15 protein-coding genes are annotated in these 16908 nt (G+C 73.6%); 3 read left to right on the top strand and 12 right to left on the bottom strand.

Annotated elements, in window-relative coordinates; genetic code table 11:
- Positions 1 to 40 precede the first annotated feature (40 nt).
- Entirely contained in the window at positions 41 to 1000 is a 960-nt protein-coding gene (ppk2, locus tag ACIBST_RS01880; protein ID WP_397168218.1) for a polyphosphate kinase 2, read from the top strand.
- A gap of 370 nt (positions 1001 to 1370) precedes the next feature.
- A complete protein-coding gene (locus tag ACIBST_RS01875) occupies positions 1371 to 2477 on the top strand; it encodes a mandelate racemase/muconate lactonizing enzyme family protein (protein WP_397168216.1) in 1107 nt (368 codons plus the stop codon).
- Between the two features lie 53 nt (positions 2478 to 2530).
- Here the strand turns inward: ACIBST_RS01875 and ACIBST_RS01870 are convergent, their stop codons facing one another.
- The 10 genes from ACIBST_RS01870 to ACIBST_RS01825 form a co-directional block, all read right to left on the bottom strand.
- Complete coding sequence (locus ACIBST_RS01870; protein WP_397168214.1) at positions 2531 to 3538, bottom strand: dihydrodipicolinate synthase family protein; 1008 nt, start codon at positions 3536 to 3538, stop codon at positions 2531 to 2533.
- A 1-nt stretch (position 3539) separates the two neighbouring features.
- Positions 3540 to 4565 (bottom strand): NAD-dependent epimerase/dehydratase family protein, encoded by a 1026-nt coding sequence (locus tag ACIBST_RS01865; RefSeq protein ID WP_397168213.1) that lies wholly within the window; start codon positions 4563 to 4565, stop codon positions 3540 to 3542.
- Positions 4552 to 6015, bottom strand: a complete 1464-nt coding sequence (locus ACIBST_RS01860) for a beta-N-acetylhexosaminidase (RefSeq protein WP_397168212.1) — start codon at positions 6013 to 6015, stop codon at positions 4552 to 4554. Before ACIBST_RS01860 ends, ACIBST_RS01865 begins: the two co-directional genes overlap by 14 nt.
- 32 nt (positions 6016 to 6047) lie before the next feature.
- On the bottom strand, positions 6048 to 6818 hold the full coding sequence (locus ACIBST_RS01855; RefSeq protein ID WP_397168210.1) for a sugar phosphate isomerase/epimerase family protein: 771 nt from the start codon (positions 6816 to 6818) through the stop codon (positions 6048 to 6050).
- A complete protein-coding gene (locus ACIBST_RS01850; RefSeq protein WP_397168209.1) occupies positions 6815 to 7822 on the bottom strand; it encodes a Gfo/Idh/MocA family protein in 1008 nt (335 codons plus the stop codon). Before ACIBST_RS01850 ends, ACIBST_RS01855 begins: the two co-directional genes overlap by 4 nt.
- 32 nt (positions 7823 to 7854) lie before the next feature.
- A complete protein-coding gene (locus ACIBST_RS01845; RefSeq protein ID WP_397168208.1) occupies positions 7855 to 8667 on the bottom strand; it encodes a carbohydrate ABC transporter permease in 813 nt (270 codons plus the stop codon).
- Positions 8660 to 9592 (bottom strand): sugar ABC transporter permease, encoded by a 933-nt coding sequence (locus tag ACIBST_RS01840; protein WP_358293385.1) that lies wholly within the window; start codon positions 9590 to 9592, stop codon positions 8660 to 8662. Before ACIBST_RS01840 ends, ACIBST_RS01845 begins: the two co-directional genes overlap by 8 nt.
- Entirely contained in the window at positions 9589 to 10881 is a 1293-nt protein-coding gene (locus ACIBST_RS01835) for an extracellular solute-binding protein (protein WP_397168207.1), read from the bottom strand. Before ACIBST_RS01835 ends, ACIBST_RS01840 begins: the two co-directional genes overlap by 4 nt.
- 55 nt (positions 10882 to 10936) lie before the next feature.
- Positions 10937 to 12052 (bottom strand): GntR family transcriptional regulator, encoded by a 1116-nt coding sequence (locus tag ACIBST_RS01830; RefSeq protein ID WP_397168206.1) that lies wholly within the window; start codon positions 12050 to 12052, stop codon positions 10937 to 10939.
- A gap of 112 nt (positions 12053 to 12164) precedes the next feature.
- Positions 12165 to 14408, bottom strand: coding sequence for a hypothetical protein (locus tag ACIBST_RS01825; RefSeq protein ID WP_397168204.1), 2244 nt, complete (start codon positions 14406 to 14408; stop codon positions 12165 to 12167).
- A gap of 249 nt (positions 14409 to 14657) precedes the next feature.
- Here ACIBST_RS01825 and ACIBST_RS01820 point away from each other — a divergent pair, with 249 nt between their 5' ends.
- Positions 14658 to 15137 (top strand): hypothetical protein, encoded by a 480-nt coding sequence (locus ACIBST_RS01820; protein ID WP_397168203.1) that lies wholly within the window; start codon positions 14658 to 14660, stop codon positions 15135 to 15137.
- On the opposite strand, the gene ACIBST_RS01815 is transcribed toward ACIBST_RS01820, so the two are convergent.
- Together ACIBST_RS01815 and ACIBST_RS01810 are read right to left on the bottom strand one after the other, a co-directional pair.
- Positions 15126 to 15749: a cysteine hydrolase gene (locus ACIBST_RS01815; RefSeq protein WP_397168202.1), complete on the bottom strand. Its 624-nt coding sequence runs from the start codon at positions 15747 to 15749 to the stop codon at positions 15126 to 15128. The genes ACIBST_RS01820 and ACIBST_RS01815 overlap by 12 nt on opposite strands.
- Before the next feature lie 11 nt (positions 15750 to 15760).
- Positions 15761 to 16789, bottom strand: a complete 1029-nt coding sequence (locus ACIBST_RS01810) for an alcohol dehydrogenase catalytic domain-containing protein (RefSeq protein ID WP_397168201.1) — start codon at positions 16787 to 16789, stop codon at positions 15761 to 15763.
- Between the last annotated feature and the right edge of the window lie 119 nt (positions 16790 to 16908).

Here is a 16908-nt window from a genome sequence, read left to right as displayed (position 1 = left end):
GAGAGGACGCCATGAACGCGAACATCCGGTCGCGGGCCGCATGACCGGTCCAGGCGACGAGCAGCCCGTGGTCCTCGCCCCCCTGGCGGCCGCGGAGCACAGCGAACTGCTCGACACCACCCCCGGGCTGTGGGTGGACGACGGCGACGACGACGATCCGGTGCTGATGCGCGCCGACGGACGGCCGGTGGACACCTGGCGGCAGCACTACCCCTACGACGAGCGCCTGTCCAGGGAGGTCTACGAGCGGGACAAGCGGCTGCTGCAGATCGAGCTGCTCAAGCTGCAGTACTGGATCAAGGCCACCGGCAGACGGCTGGTGGTGCTGTTCGAGGGGCGCGACGCGGCCGGCAAGGGCGGCACGATCAAGCGCTTCATGGAGCACCTCAACCCGCGCGGTGCCACGGTGGTCGCGCTGGAGAAGCCGAGCGAGCGCGAGCGCGGCCAGTGGTACTTCCAGCGCTACATCGCCCACCTGCCGGCCAACGGGGAGATCGTGCTGTTCGACCGCTCCTGGTACAACCGGGCGGGCGTCGAGCGGGTCATGGGCTTCTGCGACGTGCACGAGTACCTGGAGTTCATGGAGCAGGTGCCCCGCCTGGAGGACCTGCTGGTGGACTCGGGGCTGCACCTGGTCAAGCTCTGGTTCTCGGTCTCGCGGGCCGAGCAGCGCACCCGGTTCATCATCCGCCAGGTGGACCCGGTGCGGCAGTGGAAGCTGTCGCCGATGGACCTGGCCTCCCTCCGCAAATGGGACGACTACACCCAGGCCAAGGAGGACATGTTCCTGCACACCGACACCGAGTCGGCGCCCTGGACCGTCATCAAGAGCAACGACAAGAAGCGCGCCCGGCTGGAGGCCATGCGCCACGTGCTCAGCCTCTTCGACTACGACGACAAGGACGAGGAGGTCGTCGGCGTGCCCGACCCGCGGATCGTGATCTCGGCGGGGGACATCTTCGACGAGGACCACGTCGCCTCCCAGGGCACCGACCCGTGACCGCCCGGCTCCGGCGGGCGGCCGGCGGTCTTCGGCGTGGAGCCGGAGAACATGCCCAGAAGATGTTCTCGCCGGTGGTGTCGCGCAGGCCGTCGTGGCCGGCCGACAGCTTCGCGTACTCCGAGCGCGAAGGCGCGCGCTCCTTGGCGTACTCGACGAGCGTGGCGCCTGCGCCCGGCCGGGTCGCCGGTCAACGTCCGGATGCGGCCAGAGGGGCCCGGTGAAAGGGCCGCATGAATTCCTGCCGTTGATTCTGAAATCAATTACGGCGTGCTAGATTCGGGAGGCTTAAATGCTCGGGTAAGCATGAATTCCTGCTCATTGGAGAATGATGAAGTCGCTGGTCGTCGAGCGTATTGAGATATTCGTCGTGGAATTGCCGTCCATCCGTTCGTTCAGTATTTCGGGGGGAAACGTCACCACCGAGGGGAAGCCCGCCGAGCGGGTTCTCGTCAAGGTGACGGCCGGCGGGGTGACCGGGTGGGGCGAGGCCACGCCGACGCCCGCCTGGACGTACGAGACCGTGGAGTCGATCTCGACGACGATCGCCGGCTACCTGGCCCCCGCCCTCCTCGGCCGCCCCGCCTGGGACCTGGACGGCGCCTGCGCGGCCTACGAGAAGGTGATCAACCGCGGGCTGACCATCGGGTCGCCCATCGCCAAGTCCGCGCTCGACATCGCCCTGCACGACCTGCTCGGCCGCGCCCTCGGGGTGCCGCTCGGCGTGCTGTGGGGCCAGCGCCGCCGCGACCGCATCACGCTCGGCTGGATCGTGGCCGGTCAGACGCCCGGCGAGGTGCGGAAGGCGGTCGAGGAGGGGCAGGCGGAGGGCTACCGCGCGTTCAAGGTCAAGGTCGGCCTGCACGACGAGGCGACGGACCTGTCCGTCGTCGCGGCCGTCAGGGATGCGGCCCCCGACGCGCCGCTGTGGGTGGACGCCAACCAGGCCTACACCGTGGACGGCGCGCTGCGCATGGCCCGCCGGCTGGCCGACCTGGACGTCACGGCGTTCGAGCAGCCGCTGCCCGCCAACGACGTCACCGGGCTGCGCCGGCTGCGCGACCACAGTCCGCTGCCGGTCGCGCTCGACGAGAGCCTGCGCCACCCCTCCGACCTGGCCACGTTCGTCAAGCTCGACGCCGTCGACATCGCCATCGCCAAGGTGCAGCGGTCGGGCGGGCTGACGTTGTCGCGCCGGCTGTGCCAGCTCGCCGAGGACGCCGGGCTGCGCATCATGGGCTCGGGGCTGACGGACACCGACCTCGGGTTCGCCGCCTCGCTGCACCTGTTCGCGGCGTTCGGCGTGGACACCCCGGTCGACCTCAACGGCCGCCAGTTCGTGCGCTCGGCGTACGTCGGCGGCTCCACGGTGGAGGTCTCGGACGGCACGGCCCTGGTGCCCACCGGCCCCGGCCTCGGCGTCGAGGTGGACGAGGACGCCGTCCGCGCCCTGTCCACGGCCCACTGGACCGTCTGACGCACGCAAGCCGGGGGCCGGGACGCGTCGCTCCCGGTCCCCGGCTCCCCGGCTCAGCGCAGCCAGTCGTCCAGGTGCGCGGCGACGAAGTCGTCGTCCACCAGCCACGGGTAGGCCGCGCTCACCCGCGCGATCTCCGCGGCCTGCCCCGGTGACAGCCCCTCGTCCGGGTCCAGGCACCACGTCCCGGCCAGCAGGCCCTGGCGGCGCAGCACCTCGTGCACCCCGGCGATGCAGCCGCGGAACCCGCCCGCCACGTCGAACACCGCGCCGTTGGCGTCGGTCAGGTCGCCGGCGCGGGCCAGCAGGGAACGCAGGACCTCGTCGTCCCCGGCCCACGCCCGGCGCACCTCGTCGAACATGAGCACCGCCGCCCGCGTCCACACCGCCCACTGGCCGAGCAGCCCGCCGACGATCCGGCGGCCCGCGACGGGGGCGAGCAGGTCGGCCAGGATGTTGTCGTCGTTGCCGGTGTAGAGCGCGATGTCGTCGCCGCGCCCGGACGCCGCCACCGCCCTGACCACGTCGAGCGTGCGATACCGGTCGAAGGGCGCCATCTTGATCGCCACCACCGACTCCTGCTCGCTCAGCGACCGCCAGAACGACGGGCCGAGCCGGCGTCCGCCCACCGCCTCCTGGAGGTAGAAGCCGATCACCGGCAGCACCTCGCCCACCGCCCTGGCGCGGGCCAGCAGCTCCGGCTCGCCCGCCCCGGGCACCTGGGGCGACAGCAGCACGGCGTGGTAGCCCAGCGAGGCGGCGAGCTCGGCCTCCGCCACGGCCTGGGCGGTCTCGCCGCACGCGCCCGCGACCATGACGAACGGCCGCTCCGCCTCCTTGGCCACGACCTCGGCGGCCAGCTCCAGCACCGGCCGCAGCAGCCCCGCCCGGCGGATCTCGAACTGCGTCGTGTGCACCGCCACGGCCGCGCCGCCCGCCCCGGCGGCCAGGTAGTAGCGGGTGAGCGCGCGCTGGCGGCGCTCGTCCAGGACGCGCCCTGAGGTCAGCGCCAGCGGGTGGGCCGGGATGACCGTCCCCTCCCGCAGCAGGCCGATCGACATCTCAGAACCTCCCGTCGCGTACCGCGAACTTGGTCGGCTTGCCCGACAGGGGCAGCCCGCGCGACAGCCAGCCGGCCTGCCACGCGATCAGCGTGTCCAGCGGCACGTCCGGGTAGCCGAACAGGCCGTGGCAGCGCGAGGCGTCGCTGAGCAGCGCGGTGCCGCTCTCGACGCCGGCGAAGGACGCCTTCGTCCCCATCGCGGCGGCCAGCCGGGCCGCCGTGCGCCGCACCGAGGCGGTCTCCGGGCCGGTCAGGTTCAGGGTGAACGCCTCCGGGGCGCGCGCGTGCCGCAACGACCGCAGCGCGACCTCGTTGGCGTACCCCTGCCAGACGACGTTGACGTGCCCGGTGGTGAGGTCCACCGGCTCGCCCGCCGCCACGGTGGCCGCGAGGTCGGCCAGCACGCCGTAGCGCAGGTCCACCGCGTAGTTCAGGCGCAGGATCGCGACCCTGGTGCCGTACGCCGCGGCGGCGTGCTCGAAGACGCGTTCCCGGCCCAGGCAGCTCATCGCGTACTCGCCCACCGGGTCCGGCCGGTCCTCCTCGGCGCTGCCGCCGCCGGCCACGTCCACCAGCGGGTAGACGTTGCCGGTGGAGAACACCGCGATCGCCGAGTCGCGGTAGCGCCGGGCCACGGCGGCCGGCAGCGCCGCGTTGACCGCCCACGCCTGGTACGGCGCCGCCGACGTGCCGAACTTGGCGCCCGCCATGAACACGACGTTGGCCGCGTCGGGCAGCCCGGCCAGGTCGCCGCCGGACATCAGGTCGGCGGCGACCACCTCGACGCCCTCGTCGGCCAGCGCCCGCGCCGCCCGGCCGTCCGACCAGCGGGACACCGCGTACACGCGGGCCGAGCCGCGGCCCGCCGCCTCCAGGGCCCGCCGCGCCAGGCGGACCAGGCTCGGCCCCATCTTGCCGCCCGCGCCGAGCACGACGAGGTCGCCGTCCAGCCCGGCGAGGTCGGCGGCCAGCGCGGCCGACGGGGTCGCCAGCCGGTCCTCCAGCTGCTGCTCAGAGGTGAACACGCGCGGCTCCTTCGGGTCGCCGGTAGGCCACGCCCATCCGGTCCAGCAGGGGGAGGTGATCGGCCAGCCGCCGGGTGAAGCCGCCCAGGTCGCGGCCCGCCGACCAGGCGGCCTCGGCCACGGCGCACAGGCGCGGGAAGGCGTTGTAGTCGAAGCGTTCCCTGGTGGGCAGGTACTCGCCCCACAGCTGGGCCTGCAGGCCGAGCACCGAGTCGCCGGCGTCGTACCGGTAGACCGTCTCCAGGGGGAGCGGGCCGGAGATGCTGACCGGCTCGCCCGGCGCGTCGGACTCGGCGTAGTCGAGGTAGGTGTGCGTGTGCGGCGCGGCGACCACGTCGTGCCCGGCGCGCAGGGCCGCCTCGATCCGGTCCACGCCCCGCCAGGCCATGATCACCATGTCCTCGGGCGGGTCGTGGTCGAGCATGTCGTCCCAGGCCACCGCGCGGCGGCCGAGCCCGCGCAGGTGCCCGGCGAGCAGCCGGCCCCACCAGCCGAGCAGGGCCCGCGGCCCGTCGAGCCCGGCCTCGGCGACCCGCCGCGCGGCCTCGGGGTCGGCCGCCCACTCCTCGGCGCGTACCTCGTCCCCGCCGATGTGCACGTACCGGGACGGGAACACGTCGCACAGCTCGTCCAGCACGTCGCGGGCGAACCCGGCGGCCCGCTCGCCCACGTTGAGCACGTGGGAGGAGATGCCCCACGACGTCCGCACCTGGACGGGCGTCCCGGAGGGGTGGCCCAGCCACGGGCAGGCGGCGACGGCGGCCTGCGAGTGGCCGGGGAACTCGATCTCGGGGACCACGCTCACGCCGCGCGCCGCCGCGTAGGCCACCAGGTCGCGCAGCTCCCGCTGGGTGTAGAAGCCGCCGTGCGGGACGCCGTCGAACCGGCCCTCGCGGGCGTGCCCGGCCGGCGACTCGGCGCGGCGGGCCCCGGCCTCGGTCAGCCGCGGGTGCGCGCGCACCTCGAACCGCCAGCCCTGGTCGTCGGTCAGGTGCAGGTGCAGCACGTTGAACTTGTGCAACGCCAGCAGGTCCACGTACGACCGCAGGAAGGACATCGGACGCCACCAGCGGGCCACGTCGATCATCACGCCGCGCCAGGCGTACCTGGGCACGTCGCGCACCGTCCCGCAGGGGACGCCGCCGGGGCCGTCGAGCTGGCGCAGCGTCTGCACGCCCCAGCGCAGCCCGGCGACGCCGGCCGCGGCGATCACCGCCCGCTCCGTGGTGACGTCGAGGGTGTAGCCCTCCGCGCCGAGCGACGGGTCCGGCACCAGCCGCAGCTCGATCTCGCCGGGGGCGTCGCCGCCCGCGGCCGGTCCGAGCAGCTCCCTGGCCAGGGCGGCGTGCGGCCCGCGCACCGGCGCGCGCACGCCGGGCTGGAACGTTCCCTCGCCCCGACGTGCCGAGGCGGGCAGGGGGATCACCGGCGGGACCACCGGTGGGATCACCGGTGGGATCACTGTCGGGATCACCGTCGGGATCACCGTCCCAGCACCGTTCGGAAGGCGGCCAGGGCCTCGCCGACGGGCGCCGCGTCGGGGTACCAGGCGCGTTCCCACTCCAGCGCCAGGTAGCCCGCGTAGCCGATCCGGTCCAGCTCGGCCAGCACGCCGGGCACGCCGACCGCGCCCTTGCCCGGCAGCACCGGCGCGAGGTCGGCGGGCGAGGCCGCGTCCTTGATCTGCACGTGCCGCAGGTACGGGCCCAGCGCGTCCGCGGTGGCCGCGGCGCTCTCGCCGGCCCGCCACGGGTTGACCACGTCCCACAGGGCGCCGACGCGCGGCGAGCCGACCCCGGCCAGCACGCCGGCGACCGCCTGGCCCGTCAGGAACACGTCGTGCGTCTCCAGCAGCACGTCCACGCCGTTGTCCGGCAGCCGCCCGGCCACGTCCGCGAGCCTCCGAGTCGCGGCGGCGGCCGGGTCGTCCTGCCCTTCGACGCCGCCGAAGACCCGCACGTACGGCGAGCCGAGCGCCTCGGCGATCTCGACGTGGCGCAGCACCTCGGCCACCGGGTCGCCGTCCGGCCGGGCCACGCGGGTGTAGGAGCACACGGCGACGATGCCGATCCCGGCGGCGGCGAACGTCCGGGCGATCGAGCGCAGCTCGGCGTCGGGGGTGTCCGGCGCGACGATCTCGCCTTCGGCGCAGCGCAGCTCGACGGCGGCGCAGCCGTACCGGGCGGCGGTGGCGACGACCTCCTCGGCCGGTGCGCCCGGCATGCCGAGCGTGCTGAACGCGAGCGGGTTCATGGCTGTCCCTTCACTGTGACGGTGGAGCCCCGGCGGGCGGAGTCGTAGACGGCCAGGGCGACGTCGAGGACCGACAGGGCGTACTCGGCGGTGACCTCGGGGGCGGTGCGGCCGGCGCAGGCCCGCGCGAAGTCGGCGAGCTGCGCGGCGAACGCGGTGGCCATCTCGCCGATGCCGGGCGCGGCGACCTGCGTGGCGACGCCGCCCCGGAAGGACCAGACGCCCTCGCCGCGGCTGATGCGCAGCGCGCCCTGGCCGCACACGATCTCCGCCTCGTCGGTGAACGGCAGGCCGGTGCCGGTGACCGAGATCGTCGAACGGGTGCCGTCGGCGTGCCGGGCCAGGGCGACCGCCTCGGTCTCCACCGTCCCGCCGGGGGGCCCGGCGACGTGCGCGGTGACCTCCACGATCGGCGAGCCGACCAGCATCTGGAGCTTGTCGATGCTGTGCGTGCCGACGTTGAGCACGATGCCGCCGCCGGCCATGTCGGCGTCGAGGAACCAGCGGGGTCGGGTGGGGTCGGCGTAGTCGGCGGTGCGCCGCTCGGCGGCCACCACGACCTGGCCGAGCTCGCCCGAGGCGAGGAACCCGGCCGCCGCGCGCAGCATCGGGACGAAGCGCAGGACGTGCCCGACGGCGAACACGACGCCGGCCGCCCGGCACGCCTCGATCATGCGGACGGCGTCCTCGCGGGTGGTGGCGATGGGCTTCTCCACGAGCACGTGCAGCCCGGCCGCGGCGGCGTCGAGGGTGATCGGGGCGTGCAGCGCGTGCGGCACGGTGATCACGACCGCGTCGAGGCCGCCGGCGTCGAGCATCGCCCGGTGGTCGGTGAAGACGCGGGCGCCGGCCTCGGCGGCCAGCTTCTCGGCCGCCTCGGCCCGGACGTCGCACACCGCGGCGACCTTCACCTGCCCGGCGCTCTGGCGGGCGGCGGCCACGTGGAACTCCGCGATGGTGCCCGCGCCGATGACGCCCAGGCGCAGCCCGGATGTTGTGGTCACGATTTCCTTTCCGGATCGGAATGGGCCTGTCGTCAGCCCTTGAGACCCGCGGACATGGTTCCGCGGACGAAGTAACGCTGGGCCAGCACGAACACCACCAGCATCGGCAGCAGGCTCATCATCGCCGCGGCCGTCACGAGCTGGTCGTTGCCGACGAACTGCCCCTTCAGGCTCAGCACGCCGACCGGCAGCGTGTAGTTCTCCGGCGAGGTGAGGTAGATCGTGGGCTCCAGCACGGCCTTCCACGAGGTGGTGAAGGTGAAGACCGCGAGCGTGGCCAGGGCGGGCTTGGCCAGCGGCAGGTGGATGCGCCAGAACACCTGCCAGGGGTTGGCGCCGTCGAGACCGGCGGCCTCCTCGAAGTCCTTGGGGATGCCGAGGAACGTCTGCCGCATCAGGAAGATCCCGATCGGCGTGGCCAGCCAGTACGGCACGATGAGCGGCAGCATCGAGTCCAGCCAGCCCAGCGAGCGGAACAGCAGGAAGTTCGGGACGATCGTGATGACCGCCGGCAGCATCATCGTGCCCAGGGCCATCGTCAGCAGCGCCTGCTTGCCCGGCAGCCGCATCCTGGCCAGCGCGTGCCCGACCATGGCGCTGGTCAGCACGTTCCCGGCCACCGCGAGCACCGCGATCACCAGGCTGTTGGCCAGGTAGAGCCCGAACGGCGTGCGCCGCCACACCTCGGCGTAGTTGTCCCACTGGATCGGGTCGGGGAGCCACGCGGGCGGCACCTGGATGTACTGGGCGAAGCTCTTGAGCGAGTTGCCCAGCGCCGCGACGAAGGGCAGCAGCATGACCGCCGCCCCCGCCAGCACCAGCACGTACGAGACGGTCTTACGCATAGTGCACCCACCTGCGCTGGAGCCGGAACTGCACCAGGGTCAGCGCGAGCACCAGCACGAACAGCACCCACGCCACGGCCGAGGCGTAGCCCATCTGGAAGAACTGGAAACCCTGCCGGTAGAGGTAGAGCACGGTCAGCTCGCTGGCGCCGTGCGGCCCGCCGTCGGTCATCACGAAGACCTGCTCGAACGACTGCAGCGTCTCGATGGAGGTGAGCACCAGCACCAGGAACGTGGTGCCGGAGATGCCCGGCAGGGTGATGTAGCGGAACCGGTTCCAGGCCGACGCGCCGTCGATCTTGGCGGCCTCGTAGCGCTCTTCGGGGATGGCCTGCAGGCCCGCCAGGAAGAGCACCGTCATGTAGCCGACGCCCTTCCAGACCGCGACCGCCGCCAGCGTGGGGATCACCAGCGCCGGATCCTGCAACCAGTTCTCGGCCGGCAGCCCGAGGAAGCCGAGCACCTGGTTGGCGATGCCGGTCTGCGGGTTGAAGACGGCGTCGGCCACGTAGGCGACGACCACCCACGAGGAGACGACCGGCACGAAGTAGGCCGCGCGGAACAGCGCCATGCCGCGCAGCCGCTGGTTGAGCGCGACCGCCAGGGCCAGCGCCAGCGCCGTCTGCGCGGGCACGAACAGCACCGCGAAGTAGGCGGTGTTGCCCAGCGTGCGCCAGAAGACCGGGTCGCCGAACAGCCGGGTGAAGTTGCCGAACCCGACGAACCTCGGCGCGGACATCAGGTCGTACTCGGTCATGCTGAAGAACAGCGAGGCCAGCAGCGGCCAGGCGGCCAGCGCGACCAGGTGCAGGAGGTAGGGCGAGGCGAACGCGAAGGCCCAGGCCCGCTCGCCCGTGCGCCGCCGCCGGGCGGGGGGCCGCGGCTCGGCGGCCACCTGCCCGGAGCGCCTGGTGAGCACCGTCACTGCGTCTTCCCGGCGTAGAAGCGGTCGATGACCTCCTGGGCCTCCTTCTGCCCGGTCTGCAGCGCGGTGGCGACCGGCGTGGCGCCCGACAGCGCCTCGTTCATGCGCTTGGCCAGGGCCTCGGTGTACTCCGACCACACGGCGTTGGTGCCGAGGTCGGTGGCCGCGTCGAGCGACTCCAGGAAGACCGGGCCGCGGTCGGCGGGCAGGGCCGCGGCGGCGACCTTCTTGTTGATCGGGATCGCCTCGCCCAGCTCGGCCCATTTGCGCTGCGGGCCCTCGCCGGAGAAGAAGGTGATCCACTTCCACGCCGCGTCGGCCTGCGCGGGAGAGGCGCCCTTGCCGACCACCCAGGAGTTGACGATCGCGACGTTGCCGCGCCCGGCCGGGCCCTTCGGCAGCGGCGCCACGCCGAAGTCGACGCCCGCGCTCACCGCGGGCAGCGTCCGGGCGTAGATGCCGTACGACATGGCTACCCGGCCGGTCGCGAACAGCGTGTGCACGACGCCCTTGCCCATGGCCTCGGTGGTCACGTAGTCGGGGGCGAAGCCGTCCTTGCCCATGGCGCGCAGCATCCAGTCGAGCGCGGCCGTGGACTGCGGGCTGTCGACGACGACCTTGCGGCCCCCGTCGGTGACGACGTCGCCGCCGAACGCCTTGACGATGGGCCACCAGCTCTCGGTGAACCCCGGCGAGTACGCGCGGAAGCCGTAGGTGTCGGGCTTGCCGTCGCCGTTGGCGTCCTTGGTGAGCTTCCTGGCCGCGGCGGCCAGGTCGTCGTAGGTCCACTCGGCCGTCGGCTCGGCCACCTTGGCCTCGGCGAACAGCTTCTTGTTGTAGAACAGCACCGGGGTCTGGGCGCCCTGGGGGAAGCCGAAGACCCGGCCCTGGGCGTCGCGGTTCAGCTCGATGCCGGAGAAGTCGGCGGCGTTGACGGTCTTGACCCGGTCGCTCAGGTCGGCGAGCGCGCCGCGGGCGGCGAACTCCTGCACGAGCACGCCGTCCGACAGCCACACCTGGGGCGCCTGGCCGCCGGCGATCTGCGTCCTGAGCCGCTCGAAGAACTTGACGTACGGCGCGACCTCCAGCTGCACCTTGATCGACGGGTTGGCGGCCGTGAACTCCTTGACGAGCTCCCGCATGGTCGTGTCGGCCGGGTCGCCCGCGGCGGCGTAGAAGCCGAGCTTCAGGGTGACCGCCCCGGAGTCGTCGGCCGGGCCGCCGCACGACGCCGTGCCGGCCACGGTGAGGACGGCCGCCGCGGCAGCGGCGAGCACGCGCACTCTCATTGGGTCCTCCAACAGGAACGAAGAGGGGGGAAGGGGGGTGAGGGGGACGCCGCCGTCACGTCGGGACGCGGACCTCGACCAGGCTGCCGGAGGCGGCCCCGCAGGAGGCGCGGACGGCCAGGCGGGGCTGCAGCACGACCCGGCAGACCGGGGCGGCGGGGCCGAGCTCGATCCGGCGCAGCAGCAGCTCGGTCGCCATGCGGCCGACCTCGGCCTTGGGCGGCGAGACCGCGGTGAGCGGCACCTCCGACAGGTCGGCGACCTCGTCGTCGTAGGCGACGACGGCGATGTCGTCGGGCACGGTCAGGCCGACCCGGCGCAGGTAGGGCAGCAGCGCGGTGGCCTCGCGGTCGCCGAGGCACACCACCGCGCGCACCTTCTCGGCGACCAGCGTGTTGGCGTAGGCCAGCATGTCGGGGCCGGTCCAGACGGGCTGCCTGGCCACGGCCTCCGGGATCTCCGGAAGCCCGAGGTCGGCGACGGCCTGGCGGTATCCCGCGAAGACCTGCTCGGAGCTGGCGGTGCCGATCCGGCCGAGGTAGCCGATCCGGCTGCGGCCGAGCCCGCTCAGGTGCTGCACCGCCGCGTAGCCGCCGCCGTGCACGTCGGTGCAGACGTAGCAGGTCGGGTCGGCCGGGCGGGGGTCGGCCGGGCGGCGTTCCACCAGGACGTACGGCACGGGCAGCCCGCGCAGGCGGGCCAGGTGGGCGTCGGGGTCGGCGGCCAGGTGCAGGTTGGGCACCAGCAGCAGACCGGCCACGCCGACGTCGACGAGCTGCTGGATCTGCCCGGCCTCGACGTCGGGGTCGTAGTTGGAGCAGGCCAGCACGAGCTGCACGCCGGCGGCGGTGGCCGCCCGCTCGATGCCCTGCACGACCTGCGGGAAGTAGTAGGTGTTCGACGGGACGAGCGCGCCGATGAGACGCGGCCTGGCCCCCGGGGTGACGGAGCTGGTCACGAAGGTGCCCGACCCCTGCCGGCGCCGGACGAGCCCCTCCTCGACCAGGAGGTCGACCGCGCGGCGCACGGTGTTGACCCCGACCGAGTAGGTCTGGGCCAGCTCCGACTCGGTCGGCAGCCGGCCGCCGACCGGCCAGCGGCCCTGCACGATCTCCTGCCGCAGGCGCGCCGCGAGGGTGCGGAATCGCCTTCCCCTGGGGAGGGAATTCATTCCTTCAGGTGGCTCCATAACGGGATTCTTCTCGTCATTCCAAAGTAATGTCAACCCTAAATTCACTCCGTTATTCGCGGCATATTAGGAATGAATTCCCTCCCTCTGGCGGTCACCAGCGGGCCGTGACGTCCCTGTCGCGGTCGTAGGCGGCGGCCCAGTAGCGGCCCGCGGCGGTCAGGCGGTGACCGGCGAAGCCCACCTCGCCGGTCGGCTGCCTCAGCGCCTCCGACGTCGCGGTGGCCCAGCCGTCGGCGCCCGCGGTGACCGTCACGTAGCGGCCGGCGGAGAAGGTGAAGCGCCCGCGCACCGTGGCGGCCACCGGCTGCCCGCTCTCCTCGTCCACCACGCGCAGCCGCACGCGGGCCGCGCCGCCCTCCAGCGTCACCGCCATCGACTGCACGACCATGGGCCGCAGTGCGCTCGCGCCGGTCGTCACGGTGACCGGGGCCGAGGGCGGGCCGCGGTGACCGGCGACGTCCACCGGCACGACCCGGTAGTGGTAGGTGGTGGCGGGCAGCAGGCCGGTGTCGGTGTGGGTGAGGCCGCGCGCCTTCCCGGCGAGCGTGCCGGGACCGGGGGTGAAGCCCGCCTCGGTCGAGCGGTGCACCTCGTAGTGGGCGACCTCGGTGTCGTCGCGCGCCCGCCCGTACGTCAGGTCCACCGTGGCGTGGCCGAACGCCACGGCCCGCGGCGGCGAGGCCACGCCCGTGGGCGGCCCGGAGTCGGCGGGCGGCTCGGGCCACCTGGCCGAGGGCCCCCAGACCGTGGGCAGCTCCCGGTAGGAGTCGTAGTGGTGCAGCGCGATCCCGGCGAAGGCCGGGCTGCCCGCGAACGCCCGGGAGACCTTGGCCAGCTCGGCCTCCAGCGCGTCCCTGCCCTCCTCGCGGAAGGTGATGCTGGAGGGGTCGCCGCTGGTCGCGATGTCCAGCGTCTCCACGCCGACCACCACCGACAGCGGCTTGCCGATCCGCTCGGCGTAGGCCAGCTCGCCGGCCGCCTGCGCGATGATGCCGGCGCCGCCGTCCGCCTGGTCGCGGTAGTCCATGATCGCGATGTAGTCGCTGAGGTCCTGGACGTGCTCGGCCAAGGTGCGGGTGGTCCCGCCGTAGGTGATGCCGGTGCAGCAGGCGGAGGTGTCCAGCCAGCGCGGCACGGCCGGTCCGAACAGCAGCGGCTGGCCGGAGGCGTCCCGGCGGGCGATCATCGCGCGCAGCGTGTCCAGCCACTGGATCTGCACGTCGGGCTTGCCGCTGGTGAACCAGGGCAGGCTGTACGGCTCGATGTCGACGTTGATCCCGTCGAACCGCTCCGCCGGCTCGGAGGACAGGTTGTAGTCGAGCACCCGTTCCATCTCCCCGACGGCCCGCTCGCGGTAGCGGGACAGCGCCCCCAGGTACGGCGGCCGCGTCCCGCCTGCGACGGTGGCGTGCACCTTCATGCCCCGGCCGTGCGCCCAGGCCACCAGGTCACGCAGCCCGGGACGCGCGTCCTCGATCATGTCGCGCCCGGCGTAGGTGTCCACGCCCAGGTAGAGCGTCGACCCGGCGGGCAGGACGGTCTCCAGCAGGCGGCGCGAACCGGGGTTGAGCACCAGGTTGTAGGACGCCTTCTCCCAGATCCACATCGCCCGGTCCTGCCGGTGCGGCACCGGGGCCTGCCCGCGCGCCGCGCCGAGCGCCACGTACGTGGTGGACGACCTGGACACGTGGCCGCGCGCGTCCACCGCCTCGGCCTCCAGGCTCGCCATCACGTCGCCGTACCTGGCCGGGTTCAGCAGCGCGACGTGGCGTCCTCGCGCGCCGGTGGCGGGCTGCCAGGGGCCGCCGTTGACGCGCACCCGGACCGAGCGCACATCGGCGCCGGCCACGTCCACCCGGATCGGCGTGGGACGGGTGAGCCGGGCTCCGTCGGCGGGCTCGGTGATCGACACGCGCGGGGCCCTGGCCCGCGGATTGTCCACGCGCAGGGTCAGCGGCGGCGACCAGGCGCCGTAGCGGGTGTCGGCGGCCGTGGCCTTGGCGTAGACCTCGATCTCGCCGTCCAGGGCGCGGGTGTCGAGGTCGTAGGACCAGGTTCCGCTGTCGTCGGCGTCGGGGTCGGCGACCTCGGCCCGTTCCACGCGCTCGCCGTCCACTACGACCGACACGTCGTAGGCGGCGGTGAAGCGGCCGGTCAGCCGTACCAGGCCGGGGGCGTGCTCGGCGGAGTCGATCACGACCGACGGCGGGTCCGCCGCGCTCGCCACGGCCGGTGCGGCCAGACTGAGCGGCCCAGTGAGCGGTCCAGTGAGCGGCACAATGAGCGGCACGGCGAGCGCGAGCGCCCCCGCGATTCTCCACAGCCTTGCGGGCATGAAGCCACCTCCATAGGAATGAATCAACGCCGGAAACGGATATGTCCGGACATTGAATCCATGAGATGGCGAAACGATAGCCCCGAATTTCCGGAAGAAGAATGGCATGAATTCCGGCCACCTGATCGCGGGCGTCCCCAAGGGCTCCGCCCGACGGCGCAGAAAGCGGCCGGGGATCCCCCTGGCGGGGGAGGAGGTTCGCGCGCGATGGGGAGGGGCGGCCGCCGGGCGGTCCCTAGCGTTGCGGGCATGGTCGACTCTCATCGCCCGCGGCGCTGGCCGGCGTACGGGCTGGCGGCGCTGATGCTCGGGTACGCGGCGGGCAAGGCCGCCTTCGCAGTCCAGGGCAGGCTCGGTTTCCCCGGCGGGCCACCCGTGCCGGCGGCCGAGGCCGCGGGCTACTTCCTGGACCCGTCACTCGCGCAGGGGTTCGCGGCGGCCTCCGGGGTGCTGGGGGCCTGCGTCGCCGTGGCCACCGTCACCGCCGCGGGCCGCCGGCTGCGCAGGGGCGCGATGCTCGGCGTGCTGGCGGTGATGCTGGCGGCGCTCGGCGGGGGCGCGGGCATCATGATCCTCGACGGGTTCGTCGGCCTCGGCGTCGGCTGGCGCTGGTACCACGGGATCGTCGGGCTCGTCGTGGCCGGCCTGGCCGCCGAGATGACCCGCTCCTACTGGACGGCCACCCGCCCCGCCCGCCCGAGCCCCGGCTCGGCCCGGTCAGCCCCATGAGAAGGCCGCGACCAGCTTCTCCGTGGTCAGGATGGCGTGGGCGAAGGTGGGGCCGTTGAGCTCGTGCGCGGCGTGCAGCATCTCCGGCAGGTACGCCGCGGTCGCGTCGCGCACCAGCGTCACGTGGTAGCCCAGCTCCATGGCGAACCGCCCGGTGGACTCGACGCACGTGTTGGCCAGCACGCCCACGGCCACCACGTGCGTGACGCCGCGCTGCCGGAGCTGGAGGTCCAGGTCGGTGTTGGCGAACCCGCTCTGCGCCCAGTGCTCGGCGGCGACGACGTCGCCCTCCTCCGGCTGGAGGTCGGGATGGAACTCCCCGCCCCACGACCCGCGGGCGAAGGTGTGCCGTTCCTGGATGCCGTGCTGCGTCGGGTTCGGATGGTCCCAGCTCTCGTAGTCGCCAGGCTCCCAGCGGCGGTGCGGGACGAACACCACCCGCACGCCGGCCGCCCGCGCCGCGGCGATCACCGCCCGCAGGTTGTCCAGCAGGCCGATCGCCTGCGCCACCGGCCCGAGCCGCGGCCACACCTTGCCGCCCTCGGAGATGAAGTCGTTGTACGGATCGACCAGCAGCACCGCCGTGCGGCGCGGATCGTAGGACTCGGTCACGGCCGCCCCCCTCAGTTGCCGGTGGTCAGGACCATGCGGAAGCGGGCCCGCCCGGCCAGCATCCGCTGGTACGCCGCCGCGGCCTCCTCCAGCGGCGCCTCCTCCGTCCAGGCCCGCACGCCGCTCCGCGCGGCGAACCGCATGGTGTCCTGGGTGTCCACGGCGATGCCGGAGGCGTGCCCGTAGACCCGGCGGGCGCCGCCGACGAGCTGCAACGGAGTGACGGCGAGCGGATCGGTGTCGATGCCGACGGTGATGAGCTCACCCCGCCGGCCCAGCCCGTCGATCGTGCCGGACATCGCCGCCGAGCTGGTCACCGTCGCCAGCACCACCTTGGCCCCGCCGCGCGCCAGCAGCGCGTCGGCGGCCTGCTCGGCGGCGCCGTCGATGTAGTGGGCGGCGCCGAGCTCGCGGGCCAGCGGCTCCTTGTCGCGCCCGCGCGCGATCGCGACCGTGTCGAAGCCCATCCGCGCGGCGAACTGCACGCCCAGATGGCCGAGGCCGCCCAGCCCGAGGATCGCGACGGTGTCGCCCGGCCGCGCCGAGCTGCGCCGCAGCGCGTTGAACACGGTCACGCCCGCGCAGGCCAGGGGCGCCGCCTGCACCGCGGTCAGCTCGTCGGGGATCGCCGCCAGGGCGACGGCCGGCGCCACGACCGAGTCGGCGAACCCGCCCGGGTAGGCGGCGCCCGGCACCTGGAGCTCGGGGCAGAGCACGCCGTCGCCCTCCCGGCAGGCGTCGCAGTGGCCGCAGCTCCCGCCGTACCAGCCGACCGCCACCCGGTCGCCCACGGACCAGCCCGCGACGCCGTCGCCGATCGCGTCGACGCGTCCGGCGATCTCGTGCCCCGGCGTGACCGGGAAGGCGGTGCCCGGGAGCGCGCCGCCGATGATCAGCGCGTCGGAGTGGCACACCCCGCACGCCTCGACGGTGATCCGCACCTGGCCGGGGCCGGGTTCGCGGGTCTGCGCGGGGGCCTGGGCCATGGCGCCGCCTGGCTCGGCGACCTGGATGGAACGGTGCAGGGCAGAAGACGGCATGGCGTCCGCGCTTTCTTCGTACGGGATGCGGCGGCCTCACCGGGAGACCCTCACAAGGGCACCTTTTCCACTTCCGCCTCGTTTACCCCACCGGCGCGCGAAGGCCCGGGACCCTGGCG

The organism is Nonomuraea sp. NPDC049684, assembly GCF_044465345.1.
GTDB lineage: Bacteria > Actinomycetota > Actinomycetes > Streptosporangiales > Streptosporangiaceae > Nonomuraea.
The sequence above is the reverse complement of the archived record's forward strand: the minus strand, read 5'-3'. Positions and strand labels throughout refer to the sequence as shown.

Excerpts from the sequence above, each read along its gene's own strand:
- ppk2 (WP_397168218.1), top strand. The coding sequence starts at position 41 with ATGACCGGTCCAGGCGACGAGCAGCCCGTGGTCCTCGCCCCCCTGGCG.
- ACIBST_RS01870 (WP_397168214.1), bottom strand. The coding sequence starts at position 3,538 with ATGTCGATCGGCCTGCTGCGGGAGGGGACGGTCATCCCGGCCCACCCG.
- ACIBST_RS01855 (WP_397168210.1), bottom strand. The coding sequence starts at position 6,818 with ATGAACCCGCTCGCGTTCAGCACGCTCGGCATGCCGGGCGCACCGGCC.
- ACIBST_RS01845 (WP_397168208.1), bottom strand. The coding sequence starts at position 8,667 with ATGCGTAAGACCGTCTCGTACGTGCTGGTGCTGGCGGGGGCGGCGGTC.
- ACIBST_RS01835 (WP_397168207.1), bottom strand. The coding sequence starts at position 10,881 with ATGAGAGTGCGCGTGCTCGCCGCTGCCGCGGCGGCCGTCCTCACCGTG.
- ACIBST_RS01830 (WP_397168206.1), bottom strand. The coding sequence starts at position 12,052 with ATGAATTCCCTCCCCAGGGGAAGGCGATTCCGCACCCTCGCGGCGCGC.
- ACIBST_RS01825 (WP_397168204.1), bottom strand. The coding sequence starts at position 14,408 with ATGCCCGCAAGGCTGTGGAGAATCGCGGGGGCGCTCGCGCTCGCCGTG.
- ACIBST_RS01820 (WP_397168203.1), top strand. The coding sequence starts at position 14,658 with ATGGTCGACTCTCATCGCCCGCGGCGCTGGCCGGCGTACGGGCTGGCG.
- ACIBST_RS01810 (WP_397168201.1), bottom strand. The coding sequence starts at position 16,789 with ATGCCGTCTTCTGCCCTGCACCGTTCCATCCAGGTCGCCGAGCCAGGC.